The 16253-nt window shown below is 62.7% G+C and carries 17 protein-coding genes; 8 read left to right on the top strand and 9 right to left on the bottom strand.

All coding sequences use genetic code 11. The features are described 5' to 3' along the window. Positions 1-37: 37 nt before the first annotated feature. From QCE64_RS00560 to flhD, 5 genes are all read right to left on the bottom strand, one after another. Complete coding sequence (locus QCE64_RS00560) at positions 38-415, bottom strand: response regulator (protein ID WP_309913303.1); 378 nt, start codon at positions 413-415, stop codon at positions 38-40. A 114-nt stretch (positions 416-529) separates the two neighbouring features. Further along, positions 530-1528, bottom strand: coding sequence for a flagellar motor protein MotB (gene motB / locus QCE64_RS00555; protein ID WP_309807018.1), 999 nt, complete (start codon positions 1526-1528; stop codon positions 530-532). Between the two features lie 40 nt (positions 1529-1568). Beyond that, the gene (gene motA, locus QCE64_RS00550) at positions 1569-2429 is read right to left on the bottom strand and encodes a flagellar motor stator protein MotA (protein ID WP_309913300.1); all 861 of its coding nucleotides are present in this window, start codon (positions 2427-2429) and stop codon (positions 1569-1571) included. Between the two features lie 141 nt (positions 2430-2570). Then, positions 2571-3146: a flagellar transcriptional regulator FlhC gene (gene flhC / locus QCE64_RS00545; RefSeq protein WP_309913296.1), complete on the bottom strand. Its 576-nt coding sequence runs from the start codon at positions 3144-3146 to the stop codon at positions 2571-2573. A gap of 19 nt (positions 3147-3165) precedes the next feature. Further along, positions 3166-3489, bottom strand: a complete 324-nt coding sequence (gene flhD, locus QCE64_RS00540; protein ID WP_309807015.1) for a flagellar transcriptional regulator FlhD — start codon at positions 3487-3489, stop codon at positions 3166-3168. 719 nt (positions 3490-4208) lie between these two features. Here flhD and QCE64_RS00535 point away from each other — a divergent pair. The 3 genes from QCE64_RS00535 to QCE64_RS00525 all read left to right on the top strand — a co-directional run bounded on the left by QCE64_RS00535 (position 4209) and on the right by QCE64_RS00525 (position 6876). Beyond that, a complete protein-coding gene (locus tag QCE64_RS00535) occupies positions 4209-5273 on the top strand; it encodes a glycosyltransferase family 4 protein (protein ID WP_309913293.1) in 1065 nt (354 codons plus the stop codon). A 252-nt stretch (positions 5274-5525) separates the two neighbouring features. Continuing rightward, the gene (aqpZ, locus tag QCE64_RS00530; protein WP_309913291.1) at positions 5526-6305 is read left to right on the top strand and encodes an aquaporin Z; all 780 of its coding nucleotides are present in this window, start codon (positions 5526-5528) and stop codon (positions 6303-6305) included. A gap of 289 nt (positions 6306-6594) precedes the next feature. After that, positions 6595-6876, top strand: coding sequence for a hypothetical protein (locus tag QCE64_RS00525; RefSeq protein WP_309928902.1), 282 nt, complete (start codon positions 6595-6597; stop codon positions 6874-6876). Positions 6877-6970: 94 nt separating this feature from the next. Here QCE64_RS00525 and QCE64_RS00520 read toward each other — a convergent pair whose 3' ends face one another. Then, complete coding sequence (locus tag QCE64_RS00520) at positions 6971-7810, bottom strand: Cof-type HAD-IIB family hydrolase (protein WP_309913286.1); 840 nt, start codon at positions 7808-7810, stop codon at positions 6971-6973. Between the two features lie 114 nt (positions 7811-7924). Continuing rightward, a complete protein-coding gene (locus tag QCE64_RS00515) occupies positions 7925-8854 on the bottom strand; it encodes a BadF/BadG/BcrA/BcrD ATPase family protein (RefSeq protein WP_310002426.1) in 930 nt (309 codons plus the stop codon). Positions 8855-8968: 114 nt separating this feature from the next. Between QCE64_RS00515 and QCE64_RS00510 the strand changes: the two genes are divergently transcribed. From QCE64_RS00510 to QCE64_RS00500, 3 genes are all read left to right on the top strand, one after another. Continuing rightward, positions 8969-9574, top strand: coding sequence for a DNA-3-methyladenine glycosylase I (locus tag QCE64_RS00510; protein WP_309913282.1), 606 nt, complete (start codon positions 8969-8971; stop codon positions 9572-9574). A 465-nt stretch (positions 9575-10039) separates the two neighbouring features. After that, positions 10040-10465, top strand: a complete 426-nt coding sequence (locus QCE64_RS00505) for a hypothetical protein (RefSeq protein ID WP_309919520.1) — start codon at positions 10040-10042, stop codon at positions 10463-10465. Positions 10466-10494: 29 nt separating this feature from the next. Next, complete coding sequence (locus QCE64_RS00500) at positions 10495-10860, top strand: hypothetical protein (RefSeq protein ID WP_309913280.1); 366 nt, start codon at positions 10495-10497, stop codon at positions 10858-10860. A 109-nt stretch (positions 10861-10969) separates the two neighbouring features. Here the strand turns inward: QCE64_RS00500 and rpsU are convergent, their stop codons facing one another. After that, positions 10970-11182 carry a 30S ribosomal protein S21 gene (rpsU, locus tag QCE64_RS00495; protein WP_309807007.1) on the bottom strand — a complete coding sequence of 71 codons (213 nt, stop codon included), beginning with the start codon at positions 11180-11182 and terminating at the stop codon, positions 10970-10972. Between the two features lie 376 nt (positions 11183-11558). Further along, entirely contained in the window at positions 11559-12509 is a 951-nt protein-coding gene (locus QCE64_RS00490; protein WP_309928896.1) for an aldo/keto reductase, read from the bottom strand. A gap of 244 nt (positions 12510-12753) precedes the next feature. On the opposite strand from QCE64_RS00490, the gene QCE64_RS00485 reads away from it, so the two are divergent. Both QCE64_RS00485 and fliD read left to right on the top strand, forming a co-directional pair. Then, complete coding sequence (locus tag QCE64_RS00485) at positions 12754-14547, top strand: flagellin (protein ID WP_309913275.1); 1794 nt, start codon at positions 12754-12756, stop codon at positions 14545-14547. 174 nt (positions 14548-14721) lie between these two features. Continuing rightward, on the top strand, positions 14722-16248 hold the full coding sequence (gene fliD / locus QCE64_RS00480) for a flagellar filament capping protein FliD (RefSeq protein ID WP_309913272.1): 1527 nt from the start codon (positions 14722-14724) through the stop codon (positions 16246-16248). Positions 16249-16253: the final 5 nt, after the last annotated feature.

Below are 16253 nucleotides of genomic sequence, written 5' to 3'. Positions count from 1 at the left end.
TGCTGCGCGCGTTTCAATGCTGTTTTTTGCGACGTTTTCAGTGCTGCGCGTCATCCGAGAGCGCGGCGACCAGTTCGGTCAGCAAGTCCGGATCGAGCGGCTTCTCGATCCAGCCCGTCGCGCCCGCGCTGCGCGCCGCGTTCTTGAACGGTTCGCCGTCTTCGGTCGTGAGCACCAGGATCGGCGTCGCACGGTACGCGTGGTTCGCGCGTAGGGCCATGATGAGATCGAGCCCGCTCTTGCCCGGCATGTGATGGTCGGTCAGCACGAGATCGAAGCGTTCGGCGAGCGCGCATTCCAACCCTTCGTCGCCGTCGGACGCGACCGTCACTGCGTAGCCGGCCACCGCCAGCGTCGCCGAGATGATTTGCCGCATCGCGGCCGAGTCATCGATTGCCAGAATGTTCTTGATCATGTTTGTCTCTTGCCGTTGCCGTGTTGACGGTCGAAACGGGTCCGGTCTTGAGGCTGTTTTTGAGGCTGTTTTTGAGGCTGTTCTTTGAGGCCGCTTTATCACGGGCTCATGCGCTCAATGCGCCGCGCTTCTCGCCGCGATGCCTGGAATCAGTTGCCCGAGCGTCGCCGGCGCTCCGTTCGCGTCCGTGCCGTTGTCGAGCGTCGCGCCCGCGCCGCCGTCGTCGCGCAGCATCGCCAGTTCCGTCTTGCGATTGAGCACGATGACGCTGATGCGCCGGTTCTCCGGATCGAACGGATCCTTCTTGTTCAGGTTTTGCGTGGACGCGAGACCCAGCACGCGCATCACCTTGACTTCGTCCATGCCGCCCGCGACCAGCTCGCGACGCGATGCGTTCGCGCGATCCGCCGACAGCTCCCAGTTGCTGTAGCCCTTCTCGCCGCCGGCGTATTTCACGGCGTCGGTGTGGCCCTGCACGACGATGCGGTTCGGCACGTCGTTCAGCGTCCGGCCGATCTCGCGCAGGATGTCGCGCATGTAGGGCTGCACGGCGTTGCTGGAGAGCGCGAACATCGGGCGCTTCTGCGTATCGACGATCTCGATGCGCAAGCCCTGCTGCGTCGCTTCGATGCGGATCTGCTGCTTGAACTGGCGCAAGGTCGGATTGGCTTCGATGGCGGCCATCAGCTTGACCTGCAGATCGTGCAGGCGCGCCTGCTCGCGGCGTTCGAGCTCGCCCTGCGCGGCCTTGAGGAGTTCTTCGTCGGTCGTGGATGACGCGCGCTGCGCGAGCCGCGTGCTGCCTTCCGAGCGGCGCGCGGCGCCCGGCTCTTCGCTGGAGATGTCGCGGCCGCCGCCCATCAGGATGCTGTTGTCCATGCCGACGGTCTTGCCGCCGACCATCGCCGCCTTGAGCGGCATGTTGAAGTATTCGGCGATGCCGCGGCGCTGCACGGGCGAGGTCGAGGAGAGCAGCCACATGAGCAGGAAGAACGCCATCATCGCGGTCATGAAGTCCGCATAGGCGAGTTTCCAGGCGCCGCCGTGATGACCCTTGGCACCCTTGCCGACGACTCGCTTGATGAAGATGGGACGTTCGCTGTCGTTGCTCATGGCTGTGTCCTGACCGAGGGATCGTGCGCGAAGCGAGGCATCACTTCGCCTTGACCCGGCGCACGTGTTCCTCGAGTTCGGCGAACGACGGACGTTCGGTCGAGAACAGCACCTTGCGGCCGAACTCCACCGCGATCGCGGGCGCGTAGCCGTTCAGGCTCGCGAGGATCGTGACCTTGATGCACTGGAACATCTTGGTCTGCTCGGCCACGCGCTGCTCGGCCACGTTGGCGAGCGGCCCGATGAAACCATAGGAAAGGAGAATGCCGAGGAAGGTGCCGACCAGCGCCTGCGCGATCATCTCGCCGAGAATGGCGGGCGGCTGGTCCGCGGAGGCCATGGTGTGCACCACGCCCATGACGGCCGCGACGATGCCGAACGCCGGCATCGCGTCGCCGACCTTGGTCAGCGCGTGCGCGGGGGCTTCGCCCTCGACGTGATGCGTTTCGATTTCCTCGTCCATGAGGCTTTCGATTTCGAACGCATTCATGTTGCCGCTGACCATGAGACGCAGGTAATCGGTCAGGAATTCGACGATGTGGTGATCCGCGAGAATTTGCGGGTACTGGCTGAAGACCGGGCTCTTGGAGGGATCCTCGATGTCGCCCTCGAGCGCCAGCGTGCCTTCCTTGCGGGCCTTCGCGAGCAGCACGTAGAGCAGGCCCATCAGCTCCATGTACATGCCCTTGTTGTACTTCGCGCCCTTGAAGAGCGTCGGGAGGACCTGGATGGTCGCCTTGATGGTCTTGACGTTGTTGCCGAGGATGAACGCGCCGACGCCCGCGCCCACGATCATCAGAATCTCGACGGGCTGCATGAGCGCGCCGAGGTGTCCGCCTTCGATGGCATAGCCGCCGAACACGGACAGCAATGTGACGAGCGCTCCAACAAAAATCAGCACAGTCGAGTCCTCACGTTTTTGATGCGGTAAGACCGCCGTTAGGTGGTTTACGGCACTCGACTGGAAAACTTTGATGGCGTGTCCGCGCCGCCGGCAAACGTTGCAATCCGCGCCGCAGAACGGGCCCGGGCGGGTGCGGCGTCAGGCCGCAAGGCTCCGCGCCGGCTCCGCCGCCGCGGCCGCTGCCAGCGTCTTGCGCGTCTTGCCGGCGCGCGACGGCGGCTGGCATAGGCCGCACACGTAGCCCGCGCGCAGTTCGTATGCATGCGCGACGAAACGTCCGCCGCAGCGGGTGCACGCGTTGGTCTGGAGCATGCCGGATTCGAAATAGCGCACCAGGGTCCAGGCGCGCGTGAGCGACAGCACGGGTTCGTCGCCGTAGAGGGCGGCGTGTTCGAGGTAGAGCCGGTAACTTTTCACGATCGCCTGGATCGTGCTCTGCGTGCCGTCGGCGCCGCCGTGTTCATGGATGAAACGATAGATGCCGTGGAACAGCGACGAATGGATGTTCGGCTGCCAGGTCATGAACCAGTCGGTCGAGAACGGCAGCATGCCCTTCGGCGGCGAAGCGCCCTTCAGTTCCTTGTAGAGCTTGATGAGCCGGTCACGCGACAGGGTCGTCTCCGCTTCGAGCAATTGCAGGCGCGCGCCCAGCTCGATCAGTTCGATCGCGAGCGTGATCTCGCGGACTTCCGCCACTACGCTTCTGGTTGCCATCGGCCGTCCGCTTCGTGCGTCAGCCGATCTGCGCGACAGGACTGTCGGCCAGCAGGATCGCCGCATGCGCCTGCGTGAGCGCCGCGCTCTTGTCCTTGTCGGCCAGCGACGAGAGGATGGTGTGGTCGTCGAAGCGGAAACGGCACAGCAGATGGCTCGACGACGCCACTTTCACGGCCTGCGCGAGCGTCAGCGAGGACAGCACCTGCGCCACCTGCTCGGACAGGCCGAGCCGGTACATCGCCGAGACGCGGTCTTCCTGCAGAAGCCGCTGGGCGAGAAGCACATACGACAGATTCACCTCGCGGATTTCCACGAGCGTACTCGTAGCGCTGTTCGTCATTTTTTCCCCGAATCGTTACGTGGCTGGTCAGGCCGGCGGGGGAACGTTTGCTCGGTTCGCTGCAGACGCGACGAAACCGGCCCCGCACGTGTTCTCTTGTGCCAGACGATTGTCGCCGATGCTCGAAGGCGCGGCTGTCGGAGAACGTGTCCGAAGCATCGCAGGATTTCAAGGAGGTTGTGTGTAGGACTTTTTCCTACACGGCGCGGAAACGGGTCGCAACGCACCTGTGGATGCAAGAACCGGATATCGGCAGCGATTCGTCTGACTTAATGGAGGTTCAACAAGTTTAAGCGCCGCGGGCGCGTGCCAGCGGCGTCCGAACGTGCGGTTCGGCGCCCGGGAACGCTGCATGCTTAATACTGCCGCGCGGTCATTTTTCCAGATGTGTGATTCGTCTACATTGCTGACAACACTGCAATTTCTGACTTCGTAACAGCGATTGTTTCGCGCTGTAACAACGATAAGCGATTGAAAAATGACGTGAAATGCCGCTCTCGATCCCGATAATGAGCAGTAAGGGATAACCCGGTCGCGATGTAATCTTCATCTCCGGGCCGATCTCGGGCGGCGTCTTACCTGCGCGGCCCGCCCGAAATGGCATGTGTTGAGCGCTCGACCGGAGCGTGACTGCGATGCCTTAAATGACGCCTTCACCGGCATGGGACCCGAGCCTGACGCGAAAGCGCCCGCTCTGCCCGAAACAGGAGAGTCACGTTATGCGAATCGCACAAATTGCACCGTTGCACGAAGCAGTTCCCCCGAAGTTCTACGGCGGCACTGAGCGGGTAGTGTCGTACCTGACCGACGCACTCGTCGATCTGGGCCACGACGTCACCTTGTTCGCCAGCGGCGATTCGCAAACCAAGGCGACCCTGGAAGCCGCATGGCCGCGCGCCCTGCGTCTGGATCCGACAATCCGCGACGCCCTCGCGCCGCACATGCTGCTGCTCGAAACCGTCCGCCGTCGCGCGCACGAGTTCGACGTGCTGCATTTCCACCTTGACTACATGCCGTTCCCGCTGTTCACGCAGCTGGACACGCCGTTCGTGACGACGCTGCACGGCCGTCTCGACCTGCCAGAACTGCAGCCGATCTTCAACACGTTCACGAAGGCGAACGTGATTTCAATCTCCGACAACCAGCGCGGACCGCTGCCGCAGGCCAACTGGCTGAACACGGTGTATCACGGTCTGCCGAATGAACTGCTGACGCCGCAAACGAGCAAGAAGCCGGAATACCTGGCGTTCCTCGGCCGTATTTGCCCGGAAAAGCGTGCTGATCTGGCCATCAAGATCGCGGCGCAAAGCGGCCTGCCGCTGAAGATCGCCGCCAAGGTGGACAAGGTCGACCAGGAGTATTTCAAGACCACGATCGAGCCGCTGCTGTCGCATGCGGACGTTGAGTTCATCGGTGAGATCAACGAAGCGCAGAAGCCGGACTTCCTGTCGGGCGCCAAGGCCCTGCTGTTCCCGATCGACTGGAACGAGCCGTTCGGCCTGGTGATGATCGAATCGATGGCTTGCGGCACGCCGGTGATCGCGTTCAATCGCGGTTCGGTGCCCGAGGTGATCGACCATGGCGTGACCGGCTTCATCTGCGAGGACGTGCAAGGTGCCGTGGGCGCGTTGCAGCGTCTGGACGAACTCTCGCGCACCGAGATTCGCGCGCAGTTCGAACGCCGCTTCAGCGCGCAGACGATGGCGCAGAATTACGTCGACAGCTACACCGCCATGCTCCAGGCCGCGAAGCGTCCGGTGCTGCGCCAGGTTGCCGTCGGCTAAGCAGCCTTCCCACGCATGCGGCCTTCGATGACCGCAACGAGAACCGCCCTTCGGGGCGGTTTTTTTTCGTCTCAGGCTTGCGGAGGGGGCCGTAACCGAACAATCCTAAAATTCTTCCAGACGTGGTGAATTCGCCGATTTATCAAACAAATTTGACAATTTGCAAAAGAAAGCGCGCTTAAACTGCGCTCGATGCGCTCATTCAGTGCTCTTTTCGAAACAGCGGCAATCACATTTCACGAAGGCGGAAACATGAATTTATCGAAACGTCTTGGGGCCGAAATCTTCGGTACGTTCTGGCTGATCCTGGGCGGCTGTGGAAGCGCCGTGCTTGCCGCTGCCTTTCCCGAGCTCGGGATCGGGTTCGCGGGGGTTGCGCTGGCATTCGGCCTCACCGTGCTGACCATGGCGTATGCCATCGGTCACGTGTCGGGCTGCCATCTGAATCCGGCCGTGAGCATCGGCCTGGCCACCGCGGGGCGCTTCCCCGTGCGCGATCTCGTGCCATATATCGTTGCCCAGGTGATCGGCGCGACGTTGGGGGCGTGGGTGCTCTACCTGATCGCCATCGGCAGCCCGAGTTTCGATTTCTCGCTGAGCGGCTTCGCCGCCAATGGCTTTGGCGAGCACTCGCCGGGACATTTCACGATGATCGCCGCGCTGATCTGCGAAATCGCCATGACCTTCTTCTTTGTCTTCGTGATCCTCGGCGCCACCGACGACCGGGCGCCCAAAGGCTTCGCGCCGCTTGCCATCGGCCTGTGCCTGACGCTCATTCACCTGATCTCGATCCCGGTGACCAATACGTCGGTCAATCCCGCGCGTTCGACCAGCCAGGCGTTCTTCGTCGGCGGCTGGGCGCTGGATCAGCTGTGGCTGTTCTGGATTGCGCCCATCGTCGGCGCGATCATCGCAGGGCTCGTGTATCCCTCGCTTACGCGTCAGGCATTCCGCCAGGAGCCTTCCGAGGTCCGCAGCAACCCGAAAACGGTGGGTTTTCCGCTCGCGGAGACTGCTCGCGAAGCCGATTAAGGCTGAGCGACACGCTCTTCGAAGACTCGAACGATTAAACCGGCGCGACAAATGTAATGCCGAATTACGAAGCATGCTTATGATTTGCCGCGGCGTTAAATATCTGCTGCAGACCACATCCGTGTGAGGCCCATCTGACGGGCCTCACACGCCTACTCTCCGAATCGGAGCGTTTCATTTTCTCCTTACGTCGTCCTTGCAACCGGTAACAAGTCGTCGAAGCGTGTAAGACGCTGCGCCCGTACATTGGACTCATGCGACATACACGTCGCCTTCAAGGAGAAACACAATGAAGCGCATCGTCACTCACATGCTCGTCGCCGCCGGTCTTGCCTTGGGTGCAGTCGGCGCCGCTCAGGCTCACAGCGATCTGCACATCGGCGTGTCGCTCGGCGCGCCCGCTTATGTGGCCCCGGCTCCCGTCTATGTCCGCCCGGCTGCGCCGGCGTACCGCGCGCCGTACTACCGTCATGAAGCACCGCGCTGGCACGACGGCCGTGATCAAGGTCACTGGAATCGCACCGGCTGGGATCATCGCGGCTATGGCAACAACTGGGGACATCGCGGCTAAGCACGCGGATGCCCCACTCGCGGGAGACCACTCAAGCGCGACGGGCGGCTGGACCACACCAGCCGCCCGTCTTGCATTTCGCCGGGTCCGGCGCTCAGTCCTGCGGGTAACCCGGCGAGGCCAGCTCGTCATGAACCCCGAACAGCTTGCGCAACTGATGCGCAACCCCCGCCTCGAAATTGTTGCCGATGCGCGGCACATCGGGCAGCCGCTTGATAAGGTCCGGATTGGCGTTGTTCATCATGAACGGATGCCCTGCGGTTTCGAGAAGATCGATGTCGTTCATGTTGTCGCCGAAAGCAACGCACTGCGACGGATCGACGTCGAGCCGCTCCAGCACGAAACGCAGCGCGCGGCCTTTCGAGACGTCGGAGGTCATGACTTCTAGACAATCCGGCAGCGAATAGGTGACATACAGCGAGTCGCCAAACTCGCGCTCCAGATTCGCCGCGACTTCCTTGAGATCCGCCGGCTCGCCGATGTACAGCACCTTCGCGATGTTCTCGCCGTCGTGCTCGCGCAGATCCATCACTTCATACTTAAATCCCGAATCCTGGTGAAAGACCAGCAGTTCGGGCGCATGGCGGTCGATCAGCCAGGCGTCGTCGGCGAACAGGTTCACGATGACGCGCCCATGCGTGCCCGTGAGATCCGGCTGCACGAGGCGCCGTACGGCGGCCGGGTCGAGATCGCGCGAGTAGATGCGCTGATCGCCCGGCGCATGCACGCGCGCGCCGTTCGACGTAATCAGATACGCGTCGACGCCGAGCACGTCGCGAATGCCGGCGACGTCGCGATAATGCCGTCCCGTCGCAATGACGATGGGCACGCCGCGCGCGGCCAGCGTGCGCACGGTTTCGGCGGTGAAGGGATCGAGCTGGTGGTCGCTGTTCAGAAGCGTGCCGTCGAGATCGGTTGCGATGGCCGAGTACATGCCTGCCTTTGTCGTGGGCTCAGGCGCCGGGTGCGCTGCGTACACTGCATACCTGGTTGCGCGCGCCCTGTGCGGAGCGATGAGCGGAGGGAACCTGCCGCGAAGTGCGCCATTTTATCGCGCAGTGCCGGCTGCTTCTCTGGACTCGGACGCCGCCCGGCGCGCCAGTTCAAGCGCGCCCGCAGCCGAATCCGCACTCGGCGCGCGCATCCGCTCGCGCAGATCAAGCGAAACAAACGGTTCGTATGGAACGGCGAGCCCGCCGCACAAGGCAATCGGCAAGGCGCCGTGCGGGTCGAGCGCGGCCACGAGCGCTTCGATTTCCTGGCCGGCCTGCGCGAGCAACCGTCCGGCAGCGGGATGATCGCGAAACGCAAAGACGCTGGGTGCGAGCGTGGCGTAGGCGGTCTGGTTCGCGTTGCACAGCCACACGACGAGACTGTTGCGATCCGTCGCGCCGGTTCGGGCGAGCAATTCACGAGACCAGCCGTCTTCTGCGGCACGGCCGTCGAGCACGCGCTGCAGATGAACCACTGCGCGCAGCCCGAGCCAGGCACCGCTGGCCTCGTCGCCGCTCGGAAAACCGTAGCCGCCGGCTGTGCGACACACTCCTTCCTGATCCAGCGAAGCCGCGATGCTGCCCGTGCCCAGTGCGACGATCACGCCAGGTTCGCCGCCATGTGCGCCGACCACGGTGGTGTAGGCGTCGCTCTCGACACGCAACGCGCGCACTTCGGGCGCGGCCGCGAGAAAGCCCGCGAGCCAATCGGCATTGTTCACGCCGGCGAGGCCGCAGCCGAGTGCGCAAGCACGCCAGTCGAACGGCAGCGCCGCGTTGGTGAACGCGCTACGGCATGCGTCCTCGATGGATTTCCACGCCCGCTCGACGCCGAGCCCGAGACCCGACGGGCCGCCGCTGGCGCGTGCGAGCTCAACGCCATGCGCGTCCGCGAGGATCACGCGTGTACCGCTGCCGCCGCCATCAATGCCGAGCAGGAATGCGTCCGTTGCCGTGGAGGAAGTCAAAGTCGAAATGGATTTCATGGACACCAGCTTACCGGCCGCGGCGGCCTGCGCCAATTAGCCGAATGGACGAGGTGGCGGGACGAGAACGTTCCGCTATGCTGACGCGACCTTGATGACCACCGGGAACCGCACATGGCAGACACCCAACCCGCCCGCTGCGCGTGGGCAACCACCGACGCGATGATCGACTACCACGACCATGAATGGGGCGTGCCGTCGCGCGACGACCAGCATCTGTTCGAGATGCTGGTACTCGAGGGCGCGCAGGCGGGATTGTCCTGGTCGACCATCCTCAACAAGCGCGACGGATACCGCGCCTTGTTCGCGAATTTCGACATCGGGCGCGTGGCACGCTTCACGGATGAGGACATCGAGCGGCTCGTGCAGGACGCGCGCATCGTGCGCAATCGCGCGAAGGTGACGTCAGCGGTGCTCAACGCGCGCGCGGTCCTGCAGATCCAGAAAGAGCACGGGTCGTTCGCGGAGTTCGTCTGGTCGTTTGTCGACGGCGTCACCATCGATACCCCGCGCGACGCGAAGCATCCCACGCCCGCCTCGACACCCGAGTCGGATGCCCTGAGCCGCGCCCTCAAGCAGTACGGCTGCAAGTTCGTCGGCACGACCATCTGCTATGCCTTCATGCAAGCGACCGGCATGGTCAACGATCACGCGGCCGAATGCATCGCGCGGACCTTTGCCAGAACCAGACGCAAGAGCGCGTCGCCAAGGTCGAAGTGAAGTTCAACACGCGCGGCAAGTTTTAGCTGTTTTGGCCACATTTTCGAGGGCGATTGTTCTTTGCTAGGGAAAGTCCTGATGGAAGCGTGTTTTTTTGCAGTGAAGCACGCGCGAAACCCCGAACAGCAAGGCATTTGACCGGGTTTTCCGCACTGCACGAACGTACGGTACGTGTAAAAATGGCGTCCTCGCGTGCGCTGGCGCACCTTTTTACCGGGCCGAACCGTTATAAAGACGGTGTACGGATCGTTCATCGAGTGTAGAAATCCGACGCGAGCACACAGGGCGACAGTGAGACCGAACGCCCAGGCCGGGAAAAGCGCCGTGTTCGAAGCAGTGACCGGAGGGCATCAGCGTTTTTTTATGTTGCTGGACATCGCAACAACGCCGCCGTTCCGGAGCAGCAGGTGCAGGTTCTCGAATTCAAACGCATGGCCGCTGCGCAGGGGCGCAGGGGAGAAGATCATGAAAAGCTTGAACTTCCTGACCCATCAGGAGATTTTCAACAGCGCCGTACAGCATCTGTTCATGCAGGGACAAGCCGCATTGCTCCCGCATGGCGGCGGCGCCTATCGCGGTTACTGCGGCGGCTGCCCTGTCGGCCGGTTCATCAGGCCGCGCGACTACATCACGGCGATGGAAGGCGTGCCCATCCGCTACATCGCAAAACCGCCCGAGCATGTGCCGGCCTATATGGATGTCGGTGTCGCGGCGCTCAAGCGCGCGCTGCTACGTGCGCGCATCAACGTGTTCGATCCCAATACCGTCGAATTGCTCTCTTGCCTGCAGAACGTGCACGACGTCTTCGGCAAGTGGGAATGGCGCGAGCGTCTTTCGTCGATCGCACGTCAGTTCGGGCTTTCGGCCGAACTTCTGAAAACGGCTGCCTGAGCACAGTAGGTGTAGTGATGTTGAGCCCGATGAAGATGTTGAGCCCGAAGGACATTTACGACCGCGTCAGCACGCATTTGCTGACCCAGCGCGCGGTGTCCGAAGATGACAATGGATCCTGCCGCCTGCGCAGCCCGGAAGGCCGCAAGTGCGCGATTGGTTCGCTCGTGCGTGACGATCTGTACGAGGCGGCGCTGGAAGGTGTCGGCATTTCCTACTACCGGCATGCGCAGGATGGCGAGCTGATGCGCGCGCTCTACGCGTCGAATGTGAACGCCTACGATCCCAACATCATTGATTTGCTGATCGAACTCGAACAGGTTCACGACGACGCCGACGTGGAAGAGTGGCCGCATCTGCTGGCGGCGCTCGGCAGGCGGCACGCGTTCGTCTGACGCCGGTTTCTCTCACGTACAAGCAACAAGGCGGTGCGCCCTCACGGGTCGCACCGCCTTTTTGCCATGCAAGCCGAGGAATTGCGGCTCCCCGACTTGCACGCGATGCTTAGTGCATCTTCTTCGGCAGCATCTGGCTGCGCAGGCGCTTGCGCAGACGCGCGACGGCAGCTGCCTTCTTGCGCTTGCGCGCGGTGGTCGGCTTTTCGTACGACTGGCGCTCGCGCAGTTCGGCGATGGTGCCGTTGCGCTCGATGGTGCGGCGGAAACGCCGAATCGCGACATCGAACGGCTCGTTTTCTTTGAGGACGATAGTGGTCATGTAAATCCTGGTTTGCTAAACGTATTTCTAAGCGCGCGACGACAAAATCGCCGCGCCCCGGCACTCCGATCGTCCACCGGACGCGGCGCTGGATCACACCAGACAGCCCGCCGCGACGGACACGAGCAAAGCGGCCACGGAGGCCGGAACAGAGAGAGTTGGGATTCAGCCGCCGAAGCGGCATGCGCATTCGAAGAACGACGTGAACGCGCGTTTCGGAGCCGTCCGCCGCCGGATGTTGACGTTGTCGATTTTGACTTGGTCATTCGGCTGCGAAGGCAGGAAAACGGGCACATTTCTCGATTCGGGCGCGATGTTACCAGAACAGCGCGCCGCTGCCAACACTTCGCACCGCCCAACTCCTTGATGTGACAGATTATTTCTGCCACGCACTGGCTTCGTCGAGCAGTTCGACATCTTCGCTCGACAGGACAAGGCGCGTCGCGGCCGCGAGGCTTTCCAGTTGTGCCACGGACGTGGCGCTCGCGATCGGCGCCGTGATACTTGGCCGCGCGATGAGCCACGCGAGCGAGATCGTCGCGGGTGTCGTGTCGTTGCGCTTCGCGACTTCGTCGAGTGCATCAAGGATTTTCAGGCCGCGTGCATCCAGATATTTCTCGACGCGCGAGCCGCGCGCCTTGTTCTGCGTATCCGCCTTCGAGCGGTACTTGCCCGACAGAAAGCCGCTTGCGAGCGCGTAGTAAGGCACGACTGCCACGTCATTTTTCTGCACGACCGGCTCGAGTCCGGTCTCATAGCCTTCGCGATCGTACAAGTTGTATTCCGGCTGAAGGATCTGATAGGCGGGCAGGCCCGAATCCTTCGCGACCTTCAAGACTTCCTCCAGACGCTCGCCCGTATAGTTCGACGCGCCGATCACCCTCACCTTCCCCGCCTGGATCAGCTTCTGATAGGCGTTGAGCGTCTCGTCGAGCGGGGTGGCCTCGTCATCGTGATGCGAGAAATAGACATCGATGTAATCGGTCTTCAGGCGTCGGAGCGAATCGTCGGCGGCCGCGGCGATGTTCGCCGCCGTCAGCCCCGGGCGCGTGCTGAGCTTGCCCACCTTCGTCGCGAGCACGATCTTGTGGCGCTTGCCGCTCTCCTTGAACCACTTGCCGATGATCGTCTCGGATTCACCGCCCTGATGACCTTCGACCCAGGCGGAATAAACGTCGGCGGTATCGATGAAATTAAGACCGTGGTCGACAAATGCATCGAGGATGGAAAACGACGTGCGTTCATCGGCGGTCCAGCCAAATACATTGCCGCCAAAAACTAAAGGCGCGACTTTCAATTCCGATATACCGACATTACGTGTCTGCATGAATGCTCCGAATCCGCGTGGAAGAGGGACTAAAAAGCATACGCGTGATTCGGAAGGCTTGCTGGGCGGGCCTTCGAAGGCTTTCGACACTATTCGTTACACAAATCGGTTAGCCCGGCCTTAAGTTTTTTTCGAGTGGCCCGATAACCTCAAGTAGGCGGCCGGCTATCACCGAGCGCAGGACCGCCAGGCAACAACTCGGTGCCATTAGCCAAAGCCAGATTAGTCTCCCAGGAGAGAACAAATGATCGGTATCAATAGCAATATCAACTCGCTGGTTGCTCAGCAGAACCTCAACAGCACGCAAAGCGCGCTGTCTTCGGCGATCACCCGCCTCTCGTCGGGCAAGCGCATCAACAGCGCGGCCGACGATGCAGCAGGCCAGGCAATCGCCTCGCGCATGACCTCGCAGATCAACGGTTTGAACCAAGGTGTGTCGAACGCCAACGACGGCGTCTCGATGACCCAGACGGCTGCTTCGGGCCTGTCGCAGATCTCGGACAACCTGCAACGTATTCGCCAGCTGGCCGTGCAGGCTTCGAGCGGCTCGCTCTCGTCGAGCGACCAGGCTTCGCTGCAAAAGGAAGTGACGCAGCGTATCGCTGAAGTGAACCGTATTGCTTCGCAAACGACCTACAACGGCACGAACGTGCTCGACGGCTCGGCTGGCACCGTGTCGTTCCAGGTTGGCGCGAACGTCGGCCAGACCATCGGTATCGATCTGAGCAACGGCGTGTCGGCTGCTCAACTCGGTGGCGGTCTGCCGCAGAAGGGCGCGACGATCGGCACGCTGTCGGGCCTGAGCCTGACGAGCGCGGGTGCTGCAACGACGGGTACGGCCAAGGCCGACATCACGTCGATCAACGTGCTGGCTGACGGCAAGGGCGGCTTCACGTTCACCGACCAGAACAACCAGGCGCTGTCGAGCGCGGCAACGACCGCCCTGTTCTCGGGTACGACCACCGGCACGGGCACAGCGCTCTCGCTGACGGCAAAGGGTGCGCTGGTTGGCGCCTCGACGACCCAAACGGCTGCAATCAAGGCCGCCTCGGCTGCGAACGTGCAAACGACGACGACGACGTATGCCGCCGCCGACACGAAGCTCGGCGCAACGATCGACCTCGATGCGAACGGTCTGCTTCCGGATCTGTCGGGCGCGGGCACGGGTGCAGCCACGGACATCACCGGCATCAATGTCTATGCCGATGGCAACGGCGGCTACAAGTTCAAGACGGTCGCCAACGGCACGGAAAGCGGCTCGTACCTGTCCACGGCCGACGCAAGCAAGCTCTTCACGCAAACGCCCAATGCCGGCGGTGTCGCAACCCTGACGGGCACGGCGCTGACGACGACCACCGGCGGCGCGGACCAAACGGACATCACGGCCGTTCAGAACGACGCAGCTAACGTCGCCACCGCCACCACGACCTCGCCGACGACCAAGCTCGGCAGCGTGTCGATCTCGCTCAAGGCCGATGGCACGGTCGCTGGCTCGGCAGACACGCCGGCCTACAGCAGCGTCAACATCTATGGCGACGGCGCTGGCGGCTTCACCTTCAAGGGTGTGGATGCAAACGGCGCGGAAACCGACATCAGCGCGTCGGTGACCGGTCTGTTCGACACGACCGGCGGCACGCTGACCGGCAAGGGCGCGCTTGCGGACAACGCAAACGCCACGGGCGCCGCTGACGGCATCGCTCAAGCCAATGCGCAGAACGTTCCCCCGAAGGTCTCCGACATCGACCTGACGAAGGCCAACGGCGCGAACCTGGCGATCGAATCGATCGACAACGCCCTCGACAGCGTCAACTCGATTCAAGCTGACCTCGGCGCCGCACAGAACCGTTTCTCGTCGATCGCTTCGACGCAGACGGCTCAGTCGACCAACCTGTCGTCGGCACAGTCGCAGATCACCGACGCGAACTTCGCGCAGGAAACCGCGAACCTGTCGAAGGCTCAAGTGCTGCAACAAGCTGGTATCTCGGTGCTGGCTCAAGCGAACTCGATGCCCCAGCAAGTTCTGAAGCTCCTCGGCTAAGCATCACGGCCGACGCTGTAACCGGCGCGCATCAGCCAGTACAATGCGCGCCGGAAGCAACAAAGCAGCAAAGCAGTCAGCGCAAAGGGAGCTCGTCTCCCTGTGCGCGTTTTCGGAAGATGACGACTTCCGCCTCATTCCAAACGATCGCGAAGTAATACGAGCGGAGCACACATGACCACCGTAGCCACGACATCGGGTTCCACTGTCGATCCGACCAGCGCCGTACAACAGGCCGCACAGTCGATCATCAGCGGTTCCACCAACTCGACGATGGACGTGAACTCGCTCGTCACCGCGATCGTCAACGCGAAGGTCGCAGGCCAGACCGACGCGCTCAACAACAAGAAGACCGCCGACAACACGCAGCTCACCGCGATCGGCACGCTCAAGTCCGTGCTGTCGCTGCTGCAAAGCTCGATCACGAATCTCGCCAACGGCAAGACGCTCGGCTCGTTCACCGCCACCGCCGACGGCAAGGGCCTCACCGGCAGCGCCGACACCACGGCCGTGGCCGGCAGCTACGCGGTCAACGTGCAGAACATCGCCTCGGCGCAATCGCTCACGTCCGGCACGTTCTCGACCACCGACGCGCTCGGCACCGGCTCGATCACGCTGAAGGTCGGCAACAACAGCAGCACCATCAAGCTCGACAGCAGCAACAACACGCTGTCGGGCATCGTGTCGGCGATCAACTCGGCGTCCGACAATCCCGGCGTCACCGCGACCATCGTCAACGGCTCGGACGGCGCGCACCTCGTGCTGCGCTCCACGTCGACGGGTCTCGGCAATCAGATCGGCGTCGATGTCACCGCGGACAGCAGCACCTCCGCCATCAACAAGCTTCAGGTCAGCTCGTCCACCACGACCACCGATCCGGACCCGACCGACCCGACCAAGACCATCACCGTTCCCGAACACACCACCATCAGCAGCACCAACGGCTGGACGCAATCCAGCGCGGGGGTGGACTCGCACCTGACGGTGGCCGGCACGCCGGTCACGAGTTCGAGCAACACGATCAAGGAAGCGGTGACGGGCGTCACGATGAACATCACCGCGGACTCCGTCGGCACGACGCAGACGCTCACGATCGGCCAGGACGTCACCGGCCAGAAGACCGCCATCGATGCCTTCGTCACCGCCTACAACAACTTCATCAGCACGGCGTCGTCGCTGACGTCGTTCGATTCGACCGCCAGCTCGCAAGGCGCGCTGCTCGGCGACTCGATGATGAACACCATCAAGAATACGATCTCCAGCACGATCAGCAAGGGCATCGGCGTCGGCACGGGCAAGGTGAACCTGGCGTCGATCGGCATCACGCTGCAGCCGGACGGCACGCTTTCGACCGACGAAGACGCGCTCACCAACGCGCTCACCAACAGCAGCGGCACGGTCGCCTCGCTCTTCAACACGACCGACGGCGTGGCCGCGCAGTTGAACACGAGCCTGACGGCGTTCCTGCAGACCGGCGGCATCATCGACACGCGCACGACCGCGCTCAACGACGACCTGACCAGCATCGCCGATCAGCAGACGCAGCTCACCGCGTACACCGCGCAGCTGACCACCTCGTACAACGACCAGTTCACGGCGCTCAACTCGTTGATGTCGTCGATGGCCACGCAGTCGAGCTATCTGACCGCCCTCTTCGGCGGCACCAACAGCGCCGGCGCGCTGGCCACCAACAAGAGCTAAGGACC

The sequence above is a fragment of the Caballeronia sp. LZ043 genome, assembly GCF_031451075.1.
Taxonomy (GTDB): Bacteria; Pseudomonadota; Gammaproteobacteria; order Burkholderiales; family Burkholderiaceae; genus Caballeronia.
Note: the sequence above shows the minus strand (reverse complement) of the source record. Positions and strands in the feature narration are given on the sequence as shown.

Bases quoted from the DNA above. Each gene is read 5' to 3' on its own strand.
- QCE64_RS00560 (WP_309913303.1), bottom strand. From the start codon at position 415: ATGATCAAGAACATTCTGGCAATCGATGACTCGGCCGCGATGCGGCAA.
- motB (WP_309807018.1), bottom strand. From the start codon at position 1,528: ATGAGCAACGACAGCGAACGTCCCATCTTCATCAAGCGAGTCGTCGGC.
- flhC (WP_309913296.1), bottom strand. From the start codon at position 3,146: ATGGCAACCAGAAGCGTAGTGGCGGAAGTCCGCGAGATCACGCTCGCG.
- flhD (WP_309807015.1), bottom strand. From the start codon at position 3,489: ATGACGAACAGCGCTACGAGTACGCTCGTGGAAATCCGCGAGGTGAAT.
- QCE64_RS00535 (WP_309913293.1), top strand. From the start codon at position 4,209: ATGCGAATCGCACAAATTGCACCGTTGCACGAAGCAGTTCCCCCGAAG.
- aqpZ (WP_309913291.1), top strand. From the start codon at position 5,526: ATGAATTTATCGAAACGTCTTGGGGCCGAAATCTTCGGTACGTTCTGG.
- QCE64_RS00525 (WP_309928902.1), top strand. From the start codon at position 6,595: ATGAAGCGCATCGTCACTCACATGCTCGTCGCCGCCGGTCTTGCCTTG.
- QCE64_RS00520 (WP_309913286.1), bottom strand. From the start codon at position 7,810: ATGTACTCGGCCATCGCAACCGATCTCGACGGCACGCTTCTGAACAGC.
- QCE64_RS00515 (WP_310002426.1), bottom strand. From the start codon at position 8,854: ATGAAATCCATTTCGACTTTGACTTCCTCCACGGCAACGGACGCATTC.
- QCE64_RS00510 (WP_309913282.1), top strand. From the start codon at position 8,969: ATGGCAGACACCCAACCCGCCCGCTGCGCGTGGGCAACCACCGACGCG.
- QCE64_RS00505 (WP_309919520.1), top strand. From the start codon at position 10,040: ATGAAAAGCTTGAACTTCCTGACCCATCAGGAGATTTTCAACAGCGCC.
- QCE64_RS00500 (WP_309913280.1), top strand. From the start codon at position 10,495: ATGAAGATGTTGAGCCCGAAGGACATTTACGACCGCGTCAGCACGCAT.
- rpsU (WP_309807007.1), bottom strand. From the start codon at position 11,182: ATGACCACTATCGTCCTCAAAGAAAACGAGCCGTTCGATGTCGCGATT.
- QCE64_RS00490 (WP_309928896.1), bottom strand. From the start codon at position 12,509: ATGCAGACACGTAATGTCGGTATATCGGAATTGAAAGTCGCGCCTTTA.
- QCE64_RS00485 (WP_309913275.1), top strand. From the start codon at position 12,754: ATGATCGGTATCAATAGCAATATCAACTCGCTGGTTGCTCAGCAGAAC.
- fliD (WP_309913272.1), top strand. From the start codon at position 14,722: ATGACCACCGTAGCCACGACATCGGGTTCCACTGTCGATCCGACCAGC.